This window comes from Porphyrobacter sp. CACIAM 03H1 (genome assembly GCF_002215495.1).
Lineage (GTDB): Bacteria > Pseudomonadota > Alphaproteobacteria > Sphingomonadales > Sphingomonadaceae > Erythrobacter.
The window spans coordinates 21,411-37,654 of sequence record NZ_CP021378.1; the positions used below are offsets into that span (position 1 = coordinate 21,411).

The 16,244-nt window shown below is 68.7% G+C and carries 19 protein-coding genes; 7 read left to right on the top strand and 12 right to left on the bottom strand.

Annotated features, from left to right (window positions below):
• Positions 1 to 4: 4 nt before the first annotated feature.
• The 10 genes from CBR61_RS00095 to CBR61_RS00140 all read right to left on the bottom strand — a co-directional run bounded on the left by CBR61_RS00095 (position 5) and on the right by CBR61_RS00140 (position 9,253).
• Positions 5 to 802 (bottom strand): enoyl-CoA hydratase-related protein, encoded by a 798-nt coding sequence (locus CBR61_RS00095; RefSeq protein WP_088912526.1) that lies wholly within the window; start codon positions 800 to 802, stop codon positions 5 to 7.
• A 103-nt stretch (positions 803 to 905) separates the two neighbouring features.
• On the bottom strand, positions 906 to 1,964 hold the full coding sequence (locus CBR61_RS00100; protein WP_088912527.1) for an enoyl-CoA hydratase/isomerase family protein: 1,059 nt from the start codon (positions 1,962 to 1,964) through the stop codon (positions 906 to 908).
• Positions 1,961 to 2,338, bottom strand: coding sequence for a VOC family protein (locus tag CBR61_RS00105; RefSeq protein WP_088912528.1), 378 nt, complete (start codon positions 2,336 to 2,338; stop codon positions 1,961 to 1,963). Before CBR61_RS00105 ends, CBR61_RS00100 begins: the two co-directional genes overlap by 4 nt.
• A 17-nt stretch (positions 2,339 to 2,355) precedes the next feature.
• Positions 2,356 to 3,501, bottom strand: a complete 1,146-nt coding sequence (locus CBR61_RS00110; protein WP_088912529.1) for an acyl-CoA dehydrogenase family protein — start codon at positions 3,499 to 3,501, stop codon at positions 2,356 to 2,358.
• Between the two features lie 54 nt (positions 3,502 to 3,555).
• Positions 3,556 to 4,089 (bottom strand): DUF1254 domain-containing protein, encoded by a 534-nt coding sequence (locus tag CBR61_RS00115; RefSeq protein WP_088912530.1) that lies wholly within the window; start codon positions 4,087 to 4,089, stop codon positions 3,556 to 3,558.
• Positions 4,086 to 4,673, bottom strand: coding sequence for a DUF1214 domain-containing protein (locus tag CBR61_RS00120; protein ID WP_233996784.1), 588 nt, complete (start codon positions 4,671 to 4,673; stop codon positions 4,086 to 4,088). The genes CBR61_RS00115 and CBR61_RS00120 overlap by 4 nt, the downstream gene beginning before the upstream one ends.
• Before the next feature lie 11 nt (positions 4,674 to 4,684).
• Positions 4,685 to 5,074, bottom strand: coding sequence for a RidA family protein (locus tag CBR61_RS00125; protein ID WP_088912531.1), 390 nt, complete (start codon positions 5,072 to 5,074; stop codon positions 4,685 to 4,687).
• Complete coding sequence (locus CBR61_RS00130; protein WP_233996785.1) at positions 5,071 to 5,403, bottom strand: I78 family peptidase inhibitor; 333 nt, start codon at positions 5,401 to 5,403, stop codon at positions 5,071 to 5,073. Before CBR61_RS00130 ends, CBR61_RS00125 begins: the two co-directional genes overlap by 4 nt.
• Positions 5,404 to 5,493: 90 nt before the next feature.
• Positions 5,494 to 7,851, bottom strand: coding sequence for an EAL domain-containing protein (locus CBR61_RS00135; protein WP_088912533.1), 2,358 nt, complete (start codon positions 7,849 to 7,851; stop codon positions 5,494 to 5,496).
• Positions 7,852 to 7,870: 19 nt separating this feature from the next.
• Positions 7,871 to 9,253 (bottom strand): FecR domain-containing protein, encoded by a 1,383-nt coding sequence (locus CBR61_RS00140; protein WP_172835900.1) that lies wholly within the window; start codon positions 9,251 to 9,253, stop codon positions 7,871 to 7,873.
• Between the two features lie 182 nt (positions 9,254 to 9,435).
• Here CBR61_RS00140 and CBR61_RS00145 point away from each other — a divergent pair, with 182 nt between their 5' ends.
• Positions 9,436 to 11,055 carry a ShlB/FhaC/HecB family hemolysin secretion/activation protein gene (locus tag CBR61_RS00145; RefSeq protein WP_088912535.1) on the top strand — a complete coding sequence of 540 codons (1,620 nt, stop codon included), beginning with the start codon at positions 9,436 to 9,438 and terminating at the stop codon, positions 11,053 to 11,055.
• A gap of 22 nt (positions 11,056 to 11,077) precedes the next feature.
• Here CBR61_RS00145 and pyk read toward each other — a convergent pair whose 3' ends face one another.
• Positions 11,078 to 12,538: a pyruvate kinase gene (gene pyk, locus CBR61_RS00150; protein ID WP_088912536.1), complete on the bottom strand. Its 1,461-nt coding sequence runs from the start codon at positions 12,536 to 12,538 to the stop codon at positions 11,078 to 11,080.
• Positions 12,539 to 12,603: 65 nt separating this feature from the next.
• Here pyk and CBR61_RS00155 point away from each other — a divergent pair, with 65 nt between their 5' ends.
• The 4 genes from CBR61_RS00155 (at position 12,604) to CBR61_RS00170 (ending at position 14,127) form a co-directional block, all read left to right on the top strand.
• Positions 12,604 to 12,915 (top strand): DUF1244 domain-containing protein, encoded by a 312-nt coding sequence (locus tag CBR61_RS00155; protein WP_088912537.1) that lies wholly within the window; start codon positions 12,604 to 12,606, stop codon positions 12,913 to 12,915.
• A gap of 83 nt (positions 12,916 to 12,998) precedes the next feature.
• Entirely contained in the window at positions 12,999 to 13,235 is a 237-nt protein-coding gene (locus CBR61_RS00160; RefSeq protein WP_088912538.1) for a DUF2312 domain-containing protein, read from the top strand.
• Between the two features lie 83 nt (positions 13,236 to 13,318).
• Entirely contained in the window at positions 13,319 to 13,666 is a 348-nt protein-coding gene (locus CBR61_RS00165; RefSeq protein ID WP_172835901.1) for a heavy metal-binding domain-containing protein, read from the top strand.
• Positions 13,667 to 13,671: 5 nt separating this feature from the next.
• Positions 13,672 to 14,127, top strand: coding sequence for a GNAT family N-acetyltransferase (locus CBR61_RS00170; protein ID WP_088912539.1), 456 nt, complete (start codon positions 13,672 to 13,674; stop codon positions 14,125 to 14,127).
• A 16-nt stretch (positions 14,128 to 14,143) separates the two neighbouring features.
• On the opposite strand, the gene CBR61_RS00175 is transcribed toward CBR61_RS00170, so the two are convergent.
• On the bottom strand, positions 14,144 to 14,845 hold the full coding sequence (locus CBR61_RS00175; RefSeq protein ID WP_088912540.1) for a type II CAAX prenyl endopeptidase Rce1 family protein: 702 nt from the start codon (positions 14,843 to 14,845) through the stop codon (positions 14,144 to 14,146).
• Between the two features lie 80 nt (positions 14,846 to 14,925).
• On the opposite strand from CBR61_RS00175, the gene CBR61_RS00180 reads away from it, so the two are divergent.
• Together CBR61_RS00180 and ruvC are read left to right on the top strand one after the other, a co-directional pair.
• Positions 14,926 to 15,669, top strand: coding sequence for a YebC/PmpR family DNA-binding transcriptional regulator (locus CBR61_RS00180; RefSeq protein ID WP_088912541.1), 744 nt, complete (start codon positions 14,926 to 14,928; stop codon positions 15,667 to 15,669).
• 96 nt (positions 15,670 to 15,765) lie between these two features.
• Complete coding sequence (ruvC, locus tag CBR61_RS00185) at positions 15,766 to 16,239, top strand: crossover junction endodeoxyribonuclease RuvC (RefSeq protein WP_088912542.1); 474 nt, start codon at positions 15,766 to 15,768, stop codon at positions 16,237 to 16,239.
• Positions 16,240 to 16,244 lie beyond the last annotated feature (5 nt).

Consider the following 16,244-nt stretch of genomic DNA (forward strand, 5'->3'; position numbering starts at 1 on the left):
AGGCTCACCGGCCCTTCCACTGCCCCTCGCGCTTCTCGACGAAGGCGGCCATGCCCTCGGCCTTGTCCTCGGACGCGGTGAGGATCTGGAAAATCCGGCGCTCGACGATCAGGCCTTGGTGGAGCGTCATTTCGAAGGCCGAGTTCACCATCTCCTTGTTCGCAATCGTCGCCATAGGCGGCATGGCGGCGATGGTGGCGGCGGTCTTGAGGCTTTCGGCGATCAGTTCCTCATGCGGCACCACGCGCGCGACGAGGTTACTGCGCTCGGCCTCCTCGGCGTCCATCATCCGGCCGGTGAGGCACATCTCCATCGACTTCGACTTGCCGATGGCGCGGGTCAGCCGCTGCGATCCGCCCATGCCGGGGGCAACGCCCAATTTGATCTCGGGCTGGCCGAACCTGGCCTTGTCAGAAGCGATGATGAAATCCGCCATCATGGCCAGCTCGCACCCGCCCCCCAGCGCGAAGCCGTTCACCGCGGCGATCCACGGCTTGCGGGTCTTCTTGACGATCTCGCTAGTCCACGGAGCGAAGAAATCGTCGAGGTAGAAATCTGCCGCCGGCTTGTCGGCCATTTCCTTGATGTCCGCACCCGCCGCAAAGGCCTTGTCGCCGCTGCCGGTCAGCACCGCACAAAGCTGCGTCGCGTTGGTCTGATAGGCGGCGAAGGCATCGATCAGCTCGGCGAGCACCTGCGAATTGAGCGCGTTCAGCGCCTGCGGGCGGTTGAGGGTGATGAGCGTGACGCCCCTGGTGTCGCGGGCATCGGTCTCGACGAGAATGGTTTCGTATGTGGCCATGTCTGACTTCCTCGTCGCCCCTGCGAAGGCAGGGGCCTGTCTGAGTTGGCGGCTTGCAATCAAGCCTAGCTGGATTCCCGTCTCGGCGGGAATGACGGATTGGTTAGGCGAGCGGCACCCACTCCTCGCCTTCGGGCAGGGGCGCGAAGATCGCATCGAGCAGGTCTTCGGTCACGCCTTTGGGGGTGGCCGGGTTCCACTTGGGGTCGCCGGTCTTGTCGACGATCACCGCACGCACGCCCTCGGCGAAGTCGGGTCGGGTCAGCACGCGGCTGGCGATCCGGTATTCCATCCGCATGTTGTCGGCGAAGTCGGAGAGCTTGGCGCTTGTCGCCAGCTGGCGCAACGCGACTTTGCAGGTCTGCGGGCTCTTGGTGCCGAGCGTGTCGCGCTCCTTCATTGCCCAGTCGTCGCCCGCATTGGCCGCCGCCTCGAGGCTGGCAAGGATGTCCTCGTAACGGTCAGAGGCGAAGTGCTTGGCGATCTTGTCTGCATTCGCCTCGATCCGTGCCTTGGGCGGTGTGCCGACGGGTTCGGAAAGGATGCCCGCGATCCGGTCAGGGTGATCGTGGATGCGCGCCTTGATGTCCTCGAGCATCTCGTGCGGCACGTAGTGCGTGGCGAGCCCGGTCCACAGGCACTCCGCCCCGTCGAGCCGTGCTCCGGTCAGCGCGAGGAACTGGCCGAGCCGGCGCCCTAGGCGCGAGAGATACCAGCCGCCGCCCACATCGGGGAACAGGCCGATGCCGGCCTCGGGCATGGCGAAACGGGTGTTCTCGGTCGCCACGCGATACTTGGCGGGCTGCGAGATGCCAACGCCGCCGCCCATCGTGATCCCGTCCATGAAGGCGACGATGGGCTTGGCGTAGGTGAACATCAGGTGATTGAGCTGGTATTCGTCATGGAAGAACCTGCGGCCCGACACCCCGCCGTCGTTCAGGGCAGAATTGCGCAGGAAGGCGATGTCCCCGCCCGCGCAGAAGCCCCGCCCCTCGGCATGGTCGAGGATCACCGCCCTGATGCTGTCGTCATTCGCCCAGGCGGCGAGCGCCGCGGTCATCGCGTGGCACATGTCGAGCGTGAGGGCATGGATCGCCTTGGGCCGGTTGAGGCTGATGTGGCCGATCGGGCCGTCTGTGGAGATCAGGACGTCGTCGGTCATTGCCCAATGTCTTTCGGTTCGATCAGATCCCAGCGATTTCCGAAGGGGTCGCTGAAGACGGCGACGGTGCCGTAGCTCTCCCGGCGCGGCGCGTCCTCGAATTTCAAGCCGGCATCGACAAGCCGTGCATGGGTGCCCGCGAAATCGCCTGTATGCACGAAGAAGGCCACACGCCCGCCGGCCTGCTTGCCGATGGAGGCGGCTTGCGCGTCATCGGCGGCGCGAGCAAGCAGGAGCCGACCGCCGTCCCTCCCGCCGACCACCACCCAGCGCTTGCCCCCGCCCATATCGATGTCTTCGACCAGATCGAGCCCGAGCGCATCCACGCAGAAGGCGATCCCCGCGTCGTAATCGGGCACTATCAGCGTCGTCATAGCAAGCCGCGTGCCGTTCACTGGCGCAGCAGATCGCGGCCCACGACCATGCGCATGACCTGATTAGTGCCTTCGAGGATCGAGTGTACCCTGAGGTCGCGCCAGAAGCGTTCGATGGGATAATCCTGAAGGTAGCCATAGCCGCCGAACAGCTGCAGCGCGCGGTCGACGATGGCGCTGCCGTTGTCGGTAGCTAGGCGCTTGGCCATCGCCGAGAAGCGCGTCTTGTCGGGTGCATTGTGGTTCACCTTGGCGGCGGCGAGGTAGAGCAGCGCACGCGCCGCCTCAAGGTCGGTCGCCATGTCGGCAAGCATGAACTGGGTGTTCTGGAAATCGGCGACCGCCTGGCCGAACTGCTTGCGCTCCTTGGTGTAGCGGATTGCCTCGTCGAGGCACCTTTGCGCCCCGCCCAGCGAGCAGGCCCCGATGTTGAGCCGCCCGCCATCGAGCCCCATCATCGCTATGCGGAAGCCCTCGCCCTCGGCACCGACGAGATTGTCGGCCGGCACGCGCACGTCCTCGAGAATCAGCTGCGCAGTCGGCTGGGAGTGCCAGCCGAGCTTCTTCTCCTGCGCGCCGAAGCTGACGCCGCGCATGTCCTTTTCGATCACCATGCAGGAGATGCCCTTGGGCCCGTCCTCGCCGGTGCGCACCATCGCGACATAGATCTCGTTGGCGCCCGCGCCGGAGATGAACTGCTTGGTGCCGTTCAGCACATAATGATCGCCGTCCCGCCGTGCGGTCGTCTTGAGGGCCGCCGCGTCCGAGCCGGAACCCGGTTCGGTGAGGCAATAGCTGGCGATCTTCTCCATGGTGACAAGGCTGGGCAGATATTTCGCCTTCACCGCCTCTCCGCCGAAGCGGTCGATCATCCACGAGGCCATGTTGTGGATCGAGATGAAGGCGCTGGTCGAGGGACAGCCATAGGCCATGGCCTCCATGATCAGCGCCGCTTCGAGTCGCCCGAGGCCGATCCCGCCCGATTGCTCGGAAACGTAGATCGCGCCGAAGCCGAGTTCGGCGCTCTTCTGGATCGTCTCCCGCGGGAAGATGTGCTTCTCGTCCCACTCGGCGGCGAAGGGGGTGATATTGTCGGCGGTGAACCGCTGCGCGACCTCGCGGATCGCCAGCTGATCGTCGGTGAGTTGGAATTGTCCGTGCATGGCCTAGGCCTCTAACGGGGTTTGCGAGGTTGGAAAAGGCTGGCGGACTTTTTGCTAGGGGCTGGTGCCCGCAGGTTGCAGGACAAGGTCGCAGGCATCGCCCTTGCCCGCCTCCCCCGCCGCCGCGAAGCGCTCCGCATCGGGCGCGAGGCGGCGGATCAGGATCACGCCGCGGGCCGTCGGGCTGACGATTGCCCCTGCCGCGGGAGCGCTTCCAGGCGGCAGCAGCCGCACTGCGACCGCCTTGCCCGTCCCGCGCAGGACCACGAAATTGTCGGTCCGCACATCGAAGAAGGACAGCGACTGGTAATCGGGCCAGGCCGCCATCCGCACGGTCAGGCTCGCATCCGGGCGGTCGAGATCGAAGCGGCACAGCGAGTAGTAGAGATCGGGCGAGGAGCGCACGATGCTCTGGCTCTGCGGCGTCACCCGATTCGGCGTGGTGAAGGCATGGAGCGCCACGCCGCGCGCCTCGAGCGCCGCCATCGCGCGGTCCATGATGAACCCGGGCGCGAGGTGCAGCGTCAGTGCGTGCACCGCGGCGGCGCAGACGAGCAGCACGACTAGGGGACCGACCCAAGTTTTCATGGCCGCCCCTCGCAGGACAGGCGGGCGATGCGGGGCGGATCGAGACGTTGCTCGGGCTCGGCAAGCAATGCCGGCTCGGGCATGTAGAGCCTCAGGGTCAGATCGAAGGTCCCAGCTTCCCGGCTCGATATCCATGCCGCGCCGTTGCCGGGCCGCTCGGGAGCGATGATCGCCTCCCAGGTCCCGGCGCCGGCCTGTTCTGCATCGATGCTGAGCGCATTGTCGGTGTTGGCCGGCAGCATGCTCGCTGCGTCATAGAGCGTCACCGACCACCACCCTGCGGGCATGGGTCCGCCTGACAGGCGGTAGGTGCACGCCTCGCGCAGGGGGGCGCCGGTATCGTCGAGGGCGCGGGTGAAGTAGACCGCCTCGGTCTTGGCGAGTGCCAGCAGGCCATGGCGGGCGACGCGGGCGCGGGTGTAAGGATCCGCCGCCTCGGAACCTACGGCAAAGTCGCTGCGCCAGCCGCCGACATCGACATCGCCGAAGGCGAGCTTGCGCCCCTCGGGCCACAGCCCGGCGATCCACAGCGCACTGCCAAGCCCCAGCAACGCACCGACAATGACCGCGGCACCATATGACAACGACCGCCGCATCACCCGGGGATCACCGCTTCCGCCTCGATCTCGACGCGCCATTCCGGGCGGCACAGCCACGCCACCCCCACCATCGTCGCCGCCGGCCGCGCCGCACCGAAGAAGCGCGCATGGACCGCGCCGACCGCATCCTGATCGGCCGGGTCGGTGAGCAGCATCCGGGTTCGCACCACGTCGGCCGCGCAGCCACCCAGTTCCTCGATCGCTGCGACGATGATCGCGCAGCACCGCTCCGCCTGCGCCTTGGCACCGCCCAGCGTGGCCGAACCGTCGGGCTCGACCGGGCCGGTTCCGGCGACGACGATGCGGTTGCCCTCGCGCACCGCGCGCGCAAAGCCGAAGGTCGCCTCGAAGGGCGAGCCCGAGGTTGTCCGCAGCCTGTCGCTCATCCGCAGGTGACGCCAGTGATCTTCATCTTCTCGTCGTAGCGCACGTTCACGCGGTCCTGGCGGTAGTCCATCGTCCAGGCGCTATTCGGCGGGCCCCAGCGCAGGGTGCGCGCGCCGCTGTCCTTGAGGATCGCCTCGCCCATCGCCTGGGTCGCGTCATGCCCGACGTGATACTGCGCCTTCTCGGCATTGCACACCATCGGCACCGGCGGAGGCGGCACCGCCTCGGCCTGGTCGGGGGCGTTGTCCGAGATGCTCACGACGCAGCCGGTCAGACCCATGCCGACAAGCCCCGCCACCGCCGCACGCGCTGCTGCTGCTGTCCTCATCCGCTCTCTCCCCTTGCATCCGCCGGCAGGATCCGGCCTGTCGGCCTGCATAGCTATCAGGCCGCAGGCGCGATGCAAGCCGGGAGGCGGTCAGGCCGCGCGTGCAGCGGGGGCCCGGGCGGCGGGCATCGAGGTTGCCGCCAGTGCCGCCAGATCGCCGGCGGGGAGCGGCCGGCCGACGAGATACCCCTGCGCATAGTCGCAGCCCATCTTGCCGAGGAATTCGAGGCACGCGGCCTGCTCCACCCCCTCGGCCACGACCTTCAGCCCCAGTTCGTGCGCCAGCTGCACGGTCGAGCGCACCAGCATCGCATCGCCCTTGTCGACATGGGCCTGGGCCACGAACATCCGGTCGATCTTGAGCTCGGACAGGGGGAGCAGCTTGAGGTAGTTCAGCGCCGACTGGCCCGTGCCGTAATCGTCCATCGAGATGCGGATGCCGGCAGCGCGGAAGCGGTGGAGCGTCGCGATCGCGGCCTCGGTATCCTCGAACTGGGCGCTTTCGGTGACCTCGAAGGTGATCTGGTCAGTCGGCGTGCCGGTCTGCGCGACAAGGTCCAGCGCGCGCTCGGCGAAGCTCTCGGACGTCAGCAATGCGGCCGAGATGTTGACCGCCACGCCGATCGGAAGGCCCTGCTCGCGCCATCCCCATGCATCGGCCAGCGCCTGCGCGAGCACGGCAAGGGTCAGCTCGTCCATCCGGCCGCGTTCCTCGAACAGCGGGATGAAGCAATCGGGCGGGAGCAACCCGCGCTCGGGATGGTTCCAGCGCACCAGCGCCTCGACCGCGTCAATCCGGCGCGTGGCGAGATTGAGCTTGGGTTGGTAGAGCACGGTAATGCTGCCGCTGCGCAGCGCCTCGTCGAGCTCGCCGAGCAGCGAGAACTGCTGCGACACCGTCTCGCCCGCCTCGATGGTGTGGAGCCGCCAGAACTTGCCGGCGCGCCGCGCGAGGCTCGCCGCATGGGCGGCATGGGAGGCCGGGTCGGCGATACCGTGATCGGCCACGCCGAAGGTCAGGGACACGCCGAGCCTGCGCCCGGCGATCTCGAAGGGACTGCGCATCAGCGCGCGCAGGCCCGAGAGCTGCGACTCCAGCTCGTCGATCGGCAGGGGCGAGATCCACACCAGCGTGCGATCCTCGGAGCGATAGACCTTGTCCACCCCGCTCGCGACCTTTAGCCTTTCGGCGATGCGGTTGAGCAGAATGCCGATCCCCTCGTTGTCGGCAGCGAGCTTGAGGGCGTCGAACTCGTCGATCTGGGCCGCCACCAGAAAACGATCCGCGGCCGCCGCAGGCCGTGCCGCGAGGCCGAGGCGGTTGAGCAGACCGCTCTCCGCATCGACCTGGCGACCGAGCGCAGCGATCCGCTGGGTGATGATCATGTAGCGGATCGCACCGGCCGCGGCGGCAAGCGCGAGCGCGGGAACGATCTCGAACCACACGCCGGCCATGACACGCGCAGCGAGCCAAGCCGCCAGCAGCGCGGCAAGAAAGGCCCCGCTCCGCACCAGCACCGCGCGCCGCCGCTGCGCCGCCAGCGTTACCAGTGCGAGCAGCGCCGAGGCGATCAGCGGCAGGGGCCACGAGCCGTAGACCGGCACGACCTGCCCCAGCGTCTCTGCCGCCAGCGCCTGGATGACCACGCCCGGGATCACCCCGTAACCCGGCACGGCATAGCGATCCCCCAGCTCGATCGCGGTCGCACCGATGATCACGTCCTTGCCCGCAAGGCTGCCCGGCGGGATCATTCCGTTCTCGATGGCGATGAAGCTGTGGCGCGGGATGGTCGCGGGATCGATGGCGAAGTCGATCGGGAACTTCCGGTCGACGACCCCCGCCTCGCCGGCGACGAAGGCCGAGAGCGAGGGGCGTGCGGTGCCGCCCGTCACCGTGCCGAGCGGCATCCGCCGGACGTGGCCGTCATCGGCATCGGGCGCGACCGAGACAGAGGCGAGATGGGCGTGTTCGCGCAGCACCGGAATGGGGAGCGAGTCCAGCTTGCGCGCGTCCCCGAAGGCAGCCTTCTGCGCGAAGGTCGGCAGGGCGACGGGGGCGGTGGACTCCGCGATGGCCTGCGCGAAGGCCTTGTCTCCGGCATCATCGCCGGTGCTCGAGAAATCGACATCGAAGCTGATCGAGCGCACCCCTGCCGCGTCGAGCGCGCGCACGACCCGGGCGTAGTGTTCGCGCGGCCAGGGCCAGCGGCGGATCGCGGCCATGCTCGCCGCGTCGAGTTCGACCACATGGACCTGCCCTCCCGCGTCCCGGCCGAGCAGGGCGAAGCTCAGTTCCTCAATGCGGTTCTCCGTGCTGCGGAAGGCCCCGCCGAGGGTCGCGGCGGCGATCACCAGCGCCAGGGCGCAGACCATCAGCAGGCTGATGCGCCGGCTGTCGGAGCGCAGCCTGTCAGCAGCAAGGGCGGGAGAGAGGCGAGGCAGCTTCATGCGTGTCGGGCCGCCGGCATCAGCGCTGGCTGTAGGCCACCGCCATATCGGTGAGCACGGGGCCAGGCTCGGTCACGAGGATGGACTGGCCGCGCGGGCCATTGCCCCCGCCATTGCCTCCGCCTCCGGGATTGCCGTTGCCCGGATCACGGCCACCGCCGTTACCGCCACTGCCGCCGGGATTGCGGTCGCCATTGCCGCCACCGCCGGGGTTCCCGTTCCCGTTGCCATTACCACCGCCGCCGGGGTTGCCGTCGCCGTTGCCGCTGCCGCCGGGGTTGCCGTTGCCATTATCGCCGCCGCCAGGGTTCCCGTCGCCGTTGCCGCCGCCGCCAGGGTTGCCGTTGCCATTACCGCCGCCGCCGGGATTGCTGTTGCCGTTGCCACCGCCGGCGCCCGGGCTGCCATTTCCGTTGCCGCCGCCACCGGGGTTGCCGTCGCCGTTGCCGCCGCCGCCGCCGGGGTTCCCGTTGCCGTTGCCGCCACCGCCCGGGTTGCCGTTGCCCCCAGAGCCGCCGCCCCGGTCGCCTCCGGCGCCGCAGGTGCCGTTGGCGCAGACCACGCCATCATCGGCGCGCCCGCGCGAGTTGCCGACCGGCGCCGCATTGCCGCGCCCGGTGTTGTCGGCCACCACGGCCGCGGCCAGCACCACCACCTCGCCCGAGACGAAGCCGCCGGTCACCTCGCCGAGATCGCGCGGCGTGCTGAGGATCGCTTCCCCGATTCGCGGGCGGCCTCGATCATACGCGCCCGAGGGCTCGTAGGCGGCGGGTCGCAGCGAGGCCGCCGGCGGTGGCGATCCCGCACTCGCGCCGCCAGCCGAGCGCGCGGGCGAATCGATCACGCGCCGGCCCTCGCCCTCGACCACCATCCGCAGCGGATCGGCGGCCGCGATAATCGCCACGGCGCCCGGACGGATCAGGTCGCGCGCGCCGCCGTCGAGCGTCGAGGTCTCGACCGCGCCTTCCGTGACCTGCAGGCTGGCGCCCTCGCGGCTCACCGTGATGACGAAGGTCGTACCCTTCACCACCGCCGCGAGATAGGGTGTCTCCACGCCGAAGTGCGGGTTGGGCTGCTTGCCGATGTTGAACAGGGCGCTGCCGTAATCCTGAAGGATCTGGATGATCCCGCGTTCGCGCTCGGCAGGCGCGATGCGCAGCTGGGCGTTCTGGCGCATCGTCACGAATTCCTCGCCCCGGACCAGCACCGCCGAGGCCCGCGAATCGGTGCGGATCGTGGCGCCGGCGGCAAGCGCGGTCCCGACCGTCGCGGGACGCTGTCCGCGCGCATCGACGACCGTCACGACGCCCTTGACCTCGCTGACGGTCCAGGGGCCGCTCTGGGCAAGCGCCGGGGTGCCGCTGAAGAGCAGCAGAAGTAGCGGCAACAGGATGCGTGTCACGATGCGCATATGTTTCTCCGTGCTTAACAATTGCACAGGAACTGAGGACATCCTGTTTAAGCCCATGGTTAACAGGGTCTTGCGATGGGACTTGGTTAACCTTTGCGTTGTAGGGGAACGGCCCACTCGTTGTTTGTGGGTGCCGTTTGATCCTGCGACCGGTTAATCTTTGGGGAAGCGTCATGGTGCTGCTGGCGGCAAGTCCGCTGGCGGCGCAGGATGCGCTCGACCGGACAAATCCCCAGGGACTCGCCAACCGCGACGAGCTGCAGCTGCCTCCTCCCGACAAGGTCCGGATCGAGGTGCAGCCGGTGCTCGACATGCCGGCCGCCGGCAGCGGCGACGGCGGCACCGTCGATGTCGGCGCGATCATCATCGATGGGCTGGTGGCGATGGACCGCGCTGCCTTTGCCCGGGTCATCGAACCCTTCGCCGGACGCCCCCTCGACCGCACGGAGATGGTGCGCCTGACCGACGCCATCGCCGCGCGAGCGCGCGAGGAGGGCTACGTCCTCGCCTCCGCGTGGATCCCCGAACAGGCGCTGGTCGGCGGGACGCTGCGGGTGCGGATCGACGAGGGCACCGTCGATGGCCTGCGGATCGAGGGGTCGGACGATCCCGCGATCCGCCGCCAGCTCGAACGGCTAGTCGGCGGCGGCCCCGTCACGCTCGCCGCCCTCCAGCGCGAGGTGCTGCTTGCCGACGATCTCCCGGGGGTGTGGATCCGCTCGACCCGCTTCGAGCGCGAAGGCACGCGCCGCATCCTCGTGGTCGATGCCGCACGCAGCGATGCCGGCGGCAGCGTGCTTGTCGCGACCGACGGCACCAAGCCGCTGGGTCCGGTGCGGGCGCGCATCGATTTCGACGCCAACGGCCTCATCTCCCCGCGCGACCGGGTCGATCTCAGCATTTCGGCGACCCCGTTCGATCCCGAGGAGCTGGCCTTCTTCAGCGCGCGCTACACCGTGATCGTGAACGATGCCGGCACGAGCGTGGGTGCCTTCGGCTCGTGGTCGCGCACCGAACCGGGCGCTTATCTGGCGGGCCGCGGCCTGCTGGGCGAGGCGTGGCAGGCAGGGCTGCGCCTGCGTCACCCGCTGATGCGCGGCTCGGCCCACAGCCTGTGGCTCGAAGCGAGCGGCGAGGTGCAGGACCTGCGCCAGGACGCCTTCGGGCAGCTTGCCCGCCACGACCGCATCGCGCTCGCGCGGCTCGGCTTCTACGGCTACGGCCCGCTCGCCGGGGGCAGCCTGCAAGGGCGCGCGACGGTCAGCCAGGGACTTCCGGTGCTCGGCGCGACCGGGACGAGCGATCCGCTCGCCTCGCGCTTCGATGCCGCGCCCGATTTCACGACCCTGACATGGTGGCTCAACTGGCGGCGCGGGATCGTGCCGCGGGTCAGCCTCTCGCTCGCCGCCACGGGACAATTTTCGAGCGCGCCGCTGCTGATCGGGGAGAGCTTCGTGCTCGGCGGCACCCAGTTCCTGCGCGGCTACGACTTCGCGCAGCGGGTCGGCGACCAGGGCGTCGCCGGTTCGGCGGAGCTGCGTTACGACTGGCCCCGCGCCCTGGGCGGCGTGCGGCACCTGCAGCTCTATGCCTTTGCCGACGGGGGGACGGTCTCGAACCTTGGGGGCGGTCTGGGCGGCGGCACCCTCGCCTCGAGCGGGGCGGGGCTGCGCACCGACATCACTCGCGATCTCGACCTCGATTTCGAGGTGGCCGTGCCGCTCACCGAGGAGCGTTACGACACCGGCGACAATTCGCCGCGCCTCAACCTCAGGATCGTGCAGTCGTTCTGAACCGGGCAGATGGCCCCGCCCTTCAGGCCTTGTGCTTGTCGAGCTCGTCGCCCGTCAGGGTCACGACATGGAGCAGGTTGGTTGCCCCCGGGGTCCCGAAGGGCACGCCCGCGAGCACGATCAGCTTTGCCCCGGCCGCAGCGAACTTGTGGCGCAGCGCCATGCGCTTGCCCTTGCCGATCATCTCCTCGAAGCTGCCGATGTCCTTGGTCGCGACGGCGTGCGCGCCCCACAGCAGGGCAACGCGGCGCGCGGTGCGGGTCGAGGGGGTGAGCACCAGCATCGGCGTCGCGGGCCGCTCCCGCGCCACCCGCCGCGCGGTCGAGCCGCTGGTGGTGAAGACGGTGATCGCGCTGATTGGCACCGTGTCGGCGATGGTCATGCAGGCATGGGCGAGCGCATCCGAGGTCGTCGCATCGGGCGGCGTGTCGAGGAAGCGCACGCGGGCCTTGTAGCCCTCGTCGCGCTCCACCTGCACCGCGATCCGGTCCATCATCGCGACCGATTCCTCGGGCCACTGCCCGGCCGCGCTTTCGGCCGAGAGCATCACCGCATCGGCCCCGTCATATACCGCGTTCGCCACGTCGGAGACCTCGGCCCGCGTCGGCGAGGGGCTCTCGATCATGCTTTCGAGCATCTGCGTCGCCACGATCACCGGCTTGCCCGCCCGGCGCGCGGTGTTGACGATCATCTTCTGGAGCGGCGGCACCTCGTAGGGTTCGAGCTCGACGCCCAGATCGCCGCGCGCGACCATGATGCCGTCGGCCATCTCGATGATCGCATCGAGCCGGTCGACCGCCTTGGGCTTCTCGATCTTGGCGCAGATCGCGGTGCCGTGGGTGCCGATGAGCTTTCGCGCCTCGGCGATGTCCTCGGGGCGCTGCACGAAGGAGAGCGCGATCCAGTCCGCCCCCTGCTCGGTGGCGAAGGCAAGGTCGCGGCGGTCCTTCTCGGTCAGCGCCGGGATCGGCACCTCGGCATCGGGGACGTTGACGCCCTTGCGGTCGGAGATCACCCCGCCGACTTCGGCGCTGCACAGGATGCGGCTGTCATCGGCCTCGAGCACCTTGAGGCGGATCTTGCCGTCGTTGATCAGCAGGCGCTGGCCGCGTTCCATGATGCCGAACAGCTCGGGATGCGGCAGGCACACGCGGCTCTCGTCGCCCGGGGTCTCGTCGCGGTCGAGCACGAAGTGGCCCGAATGGCGGATCACCGCCTGCCCGTCCTTGAAGGTGCCGACGCGCAGCTTGGGCCCCTGAAGGTCGGCGAGGATCGCGATCGGGCGCGCGAACTGCTTTTCCAGCGCGCGGATCGCGGCCACCACGGGTTCGTGATCGGCGTGGCTGCCGTGGCTCATGTTGAGGCGGAAGGCATCCGCCCCGGCGCGCACCAGCCGTTCCAGCATCTCGGGCGAGCGGCTCGCCGGGCCGATGGTGGCGAGAATCTTGACCTTGCGGCCGCGCGGGTCGATCCGTCGTGACATTATTGGCTATCCCTCTTGGGGAGAGCCTATGGCACAGGCGCATTTCAACTCAAGGAAAAGCCGCGATGAATAGCAATGCCGATCCGCTCGACGCGCTCGATGACGCCCAGGCCGCCGCCGCCTTCCGCCGGCTGGTGCGCCACCTGAGGCACCGCCACGATGCGCAGAACATCGACCTGATGGGGCTCGCCGGCTTCTGCCGCAACTGCCTTGCCGACTGGATCCGCGATGCGGGCTATCCCGGCGACAAGGAGCAGGCGCGCGAGGTGATCCACGGGATGCCGAGCCCGGAATGGAAAGCGACCCGCCAGTCCCCCGCGACCGAGGAACAGCTCGCCCGGATGGAGGCCAGCATGGCCAAGAACGCACAGGAATAATTTTCCGCAGCGGTTCAATCGCCCGGGGCGGCTGGCTATCGGGTCCCACCAACCGATTCTCGTTTTTTGATGGAGACATTCCCATGGCCGACGCCACCGACGACCGCCTGCGCCTGCTGATCGAGCGCATCGAACGGCTAGAGGAAGAGAAGAAGGGCATCGCCGACGACATCCGCGACGTCTACATGGAGGCCAAGGCCGTCGGCTACGATCCCAAGATCATGCGCCAGATCGTGCGCCTCAGGAAGATGAAGCCCGACGATCGCAGCGAGCAGGACATGCTGCTCGAGACCTACAAGACCGCGCTCGGGATGGCGTGATCCGCCGCGCGCGCGGCGGAGCGTCATTGCAACGTCATCTCGCTGTGTTATGACGTTAACACAGCACTGAGAGGAGAGACGGCATGGCATCCCCCTGGAAAGACGCGCGCAGCGTGATCGTCAGCACCACCCCGACGCTCGAGGGGCACCCGATCCAGGAATACATGGGCATCGTCACCGGCGAGGTGATCGTCGGTGCGAACCTGTTCCGCGACCTGTTCGCCAATATCCGCGACATCGTCGGCGGGCGCTCGGGCTCGTACGAGCGGATCCTTGCCGATGCGCGCAACCAGGCGATCGAGGAACTGCAGTCCGAAGCCGCCGCGCGCGGCGCGAACGCGGTGGTCGGGATCGATCTCGATTACGAGGTGATCGGCGACACCGGCTCTATGCTGATGGTCAGCGCCAGCGGGACGGCGGTCAGGGTCTGAACGCAATGGCTGCGGTCCGTCGCCTCGCCCCCGGCGACGTCGCAGGCTTCCGGGCCATGAACGCCCTGTTCGCGGACGTGTTCGAGGACCCGGAGAGCTATGCCGCCGCCCTTCCCTCCGATAGGTGGGCGGCGGACTGGCTCGCCAATCCCGACCACATCGCGCTGATGGCCGAGGCAGACGGCGGGCCGGTCGGCGCGCTCGCCGCCTATGTCCTGCCCAAGTTCGAACAGGCCCGCAGCGAGATCTACATCTACGACCTCGCCGTGCTGGAGGCGGTGCGGCGGCAGGGCGTCGCCACCGCCCTGATCGACGCCCTGCGCGCCATCGCCCGCGACATCGGCGCATGGACGATCTTCGTGCAGGCCGACATCGTCCCCGAGGACGAACCGGCGCGCAGGCTCTACCGCAAGCTCGCCTCGGAGGAGATCACAGCGCTCCATTTCGACATCGCGCCGTGAGGGGGGGGGCTCGCCCTCACCAGCGGTAATCGAGCACCAGCGCGACGACGTTGAAGGCGCTGTGATGGGCCACCGCCGCCGTCAGACCCAGCCGGGTGCGGGTATAGGCGAGCAGCAGTCCGCCGATGGTCTGGGGCATCACCACCAGCACGCCCAGGGGATGGTTCAGCGGCTCGTAATTGCCAAGGTGGATGAGCCCGAACAGCAGGGTCGATCCCCACACCAACTTGCCGAAGTGCCTGATGAACCACGCAGGCACCTCGCGGTCGCGGTGGCGGGTGCGGCTCCAGTGGACGAGGCCCGCGATCACCGCCCCCACCCCCGCCAGTGCCAGAGCCGTCGCCGCGCCGGGGCCTGCGAACAGGCTCGCCATGAACAGCGCCAGCGCGGCAAGTCCGTAGAGCGCGAAATGCAGCGCGGCGAGCCGTCCGCTAAGCCAGCCGCGGAACAGCAGCTCCTCCAGCAGCGGAGCGAGCAGCAGCGAGAGGAAGGCGTCCTCGGCAAGCGTGATGTCTTCCTCGATGGGCTCGGGCAGGATGGGCACGAGCCTGTCCAGCCCCTCGGCCATGCCCATCGCCAGCAGCCCCAGCGCCAGATCGAGCACGAGGAGCGCCAGCAATGCGAGCGCCGCCGCCGGCCCCCACGCCATCGGCTGCGCGACGAAGGTCGGGCGCAGCGCGAAGCGGCCGGCATCGGCGATCCGTGCGCGAAAGGTCATCGCGCCCGCCCTTGCATCGGCCGCGCCTGCCGGAGTAAGGCCCGCACTCACATCCCCATCAATCCGGTGAAGTTCGTCCAATGGCAGGCCATTCCAAGTTCAAGAACATCATGCACCGCAAGGGTGCACAGGACAAGAAACGCGCGGCGATGTTCTCCAAGCTCTCGCGCGAGATCACGGTGGCGGCCAAGATGGGCATGCCCGATCCCGACATGAACCCGCGCCTGCGTCTCGCGGTCAATGCCGCCAAGGCGCAGTCGATGCCCAAGGACAACATCCAGCGCGCCATCGACAAGGCCAGCCAGGCGGGCGGCGAGGACTATATCGAGATGCGCTACGAGGGCTACGGGCCCGGCGGCGTCGCGCTGATCGTCGAAGCGCTGACCGACAACCGCAACCGCACCGCCACCAATGTCCGCACCGCCTTCAGCAAGAACGGCGGCAACCTCGGCAGCGAAGGCTCGGTGAGCCACGGCTTCGAGCGGCGCGGGCTGATCGAATACAAGGCCGAGGTGGGCGACGAGGAGAAGGTTCTCGAAGCCGCGATCGAGGCGGGCGCCGACGACGTCGAAAGCTCCGAGGACGGCCACACCATCTGGACCGCCGCCGATGCGCTCCACGGCGTTGCGGGTGAACTCGAAAAGGTGCTCGGCCCGGCCGACAACGTGAAACTGGCGTGGAAGCCGGTGCTCAGCGTCGAGGTCAACGAGGAAGTCGCGGGCACGCTGATGAAGCTGATCGACACGCTCGACGACGATGACGACGTGCAGACCGTCTGGGGCAATTACGAGATCCCCGACGAGGTGATGGAGAAGCTGGGCTGAAACGCTGGGAATGGCTGCTGGCGATTGCTCTCGGCAGCGCCTTCCTGCTCGCCGCCGTCTGGCGCATCGGCCTGACGATCGGGCTGTGAGCGCAAGGTGCTGATCCTCGGGCTCGACCCGTCGCTGTCCTCGACCGGCTGGGGGGTGATCCGCGCCGAGGGCGCGCGCATCGTCCATGTCGCCAACGGGCAGGTGAAGACCGATCCTGCCGCGCCCATGCCTGAGCGGCTGGCGGCGCTTGCAGCAGGGCTGGCCGCGGTGATCGCCGAACATCGCCCGGCCCGCGCAGCCGCCGAGGAGATCTTCGTCAACAAGAACCCCCAGTCGACCCTCAAGCTCGCGCAGGCGCGCGGCGCGGTGCTGGCGGCCTGCGGGGCGGCGGGGCTGCCGGTCAACGAACACGCCGCGCGGCTGGTCAAGAAGGCGGTCACCGGCACCGGTGGGGCGGATAAGGCGCAGGTGGCCGCGATGGTCAAGGTGCTGCTCCCCGGCGTGCAGATCGCCGGAAGCGACGCGGCGGACGCGCTTGCGGTGGCGATTGCCGACGCGCATCTGGGTCCGCGAATGTGAAGGGA

Bases quoted from the DNA above. Each gene is read 5' to 3' on its own strand.
- CBR61_RS00095 (WP_088912526.1), bottom strand. From the start codon at position 802: ATGGCCACATACGAAACCATTCTCGTCGAGACCGATGCCCGCGACACC.
- CBR61_RS00100 (WP_088912527.1), bottom strand. From the start codon at position 1,964: ATGACCGACGACGTCCTGATCTCCACAGACGGCCCGATCGGCCACATC.
- CBR61_RS00105 (WP_088912528.1), bottom strand. From the start codon at position 2,338: ATGACGACGCTGATAGTGCCCGATTACGACGCGGGGATCGCCTTCTGC.
- CBR61_RS00110 (WP_088912529.1), bottom strand. From the start codon at position 3,501: ATGCACGGACAATTCCAACTCACCGACGATCAGCTGGCGATCCGCGAG.
- CBR61_RS00115 (WP_088912530.1), bottom strand. From the start codon at position 4,089: ATGAAAACTTGGGTCGGTCCCCTAGTCGTGCTGCTCGTCTGCGCCGCC.
- CBR61_RS00125 (WP_088912531.1), bottom strand. From the start codon at position 5,074: ATGAGCGACAGGCTGCGGACAACCTCGGGCTCGCCCTTCGAGGCGACC.
- CBR61_RS00130 (WP_233996785.1), bottom strand. From the start codon at position 5,403: ATGAGGACAGCAGCAGCAGCGCGTGCGGCGGTGGCGGGGCTTGTCGGC.
- CBR61_RS00135 (WP_088912533.1), bottom strand. From the start codon at position 7,851: ATGAAGCTGCCTCGCCTCTCTCCCGCCCTTGCTGCTGACAGGCTGCGC.
- CBR61_RS00145 (WP_088912535.1), top strand. From the start codon at position 9,436: ATGGTGCTGCTGGCGGCAAGTCCGCTGGCGGCGCAGGATGCGCTCGAC.
- pyk (WP_088912536.1), bottom strand. From the start codon at position 12,538: ATGTCACGACGGATCGACCCGCGCGGCCGCAAGGTCAAGATTCTCGCC.
- CBR61_RS00155 (WP_088912537.1), top strand. From the start codon at position 12,604: ATGAATAGCAATGCCGATCCGCTCGACGCGCTCGATGACGCCCAGGCC.
- CBR61_RS00160 (WP_088912538.1), top strand. From the start codon at position 12,999: ATGGCCGACGCCACCGACGACCGCCTGCGCCTGCTGATCGAGCGCATC.
- CBR61_RS00165 (WP_172835901.1), top strand. From the start codon at position 13,319: ATGGCATCCCCCTGGAAAGACGCGCGCAGCGTGATCGTCAGCACCACC.
- CBR61_RS00170 (WP_088912539.1), top strand. From the start codon at position 13,672: ATGGCTGCGGTCCGTCGCCTCGCCCCCGGCGACGTCGCAGGCTTCCGG.
- CBR61_RS00175 (WP_088912540.1), bottom strand. From the start codon at position 14,845: ATGACCTTTCGCGCACGGATCGCCGATGCCGGCCGCTTCGCGCTGCGC.
- CBR61_RS00180 (WP_088912541.1), top strand. From the start codon at position 14,926: ATGGCAGGCCATTCCAAGTTCAAGAACATCATGCACCGCAAGGGTGCA.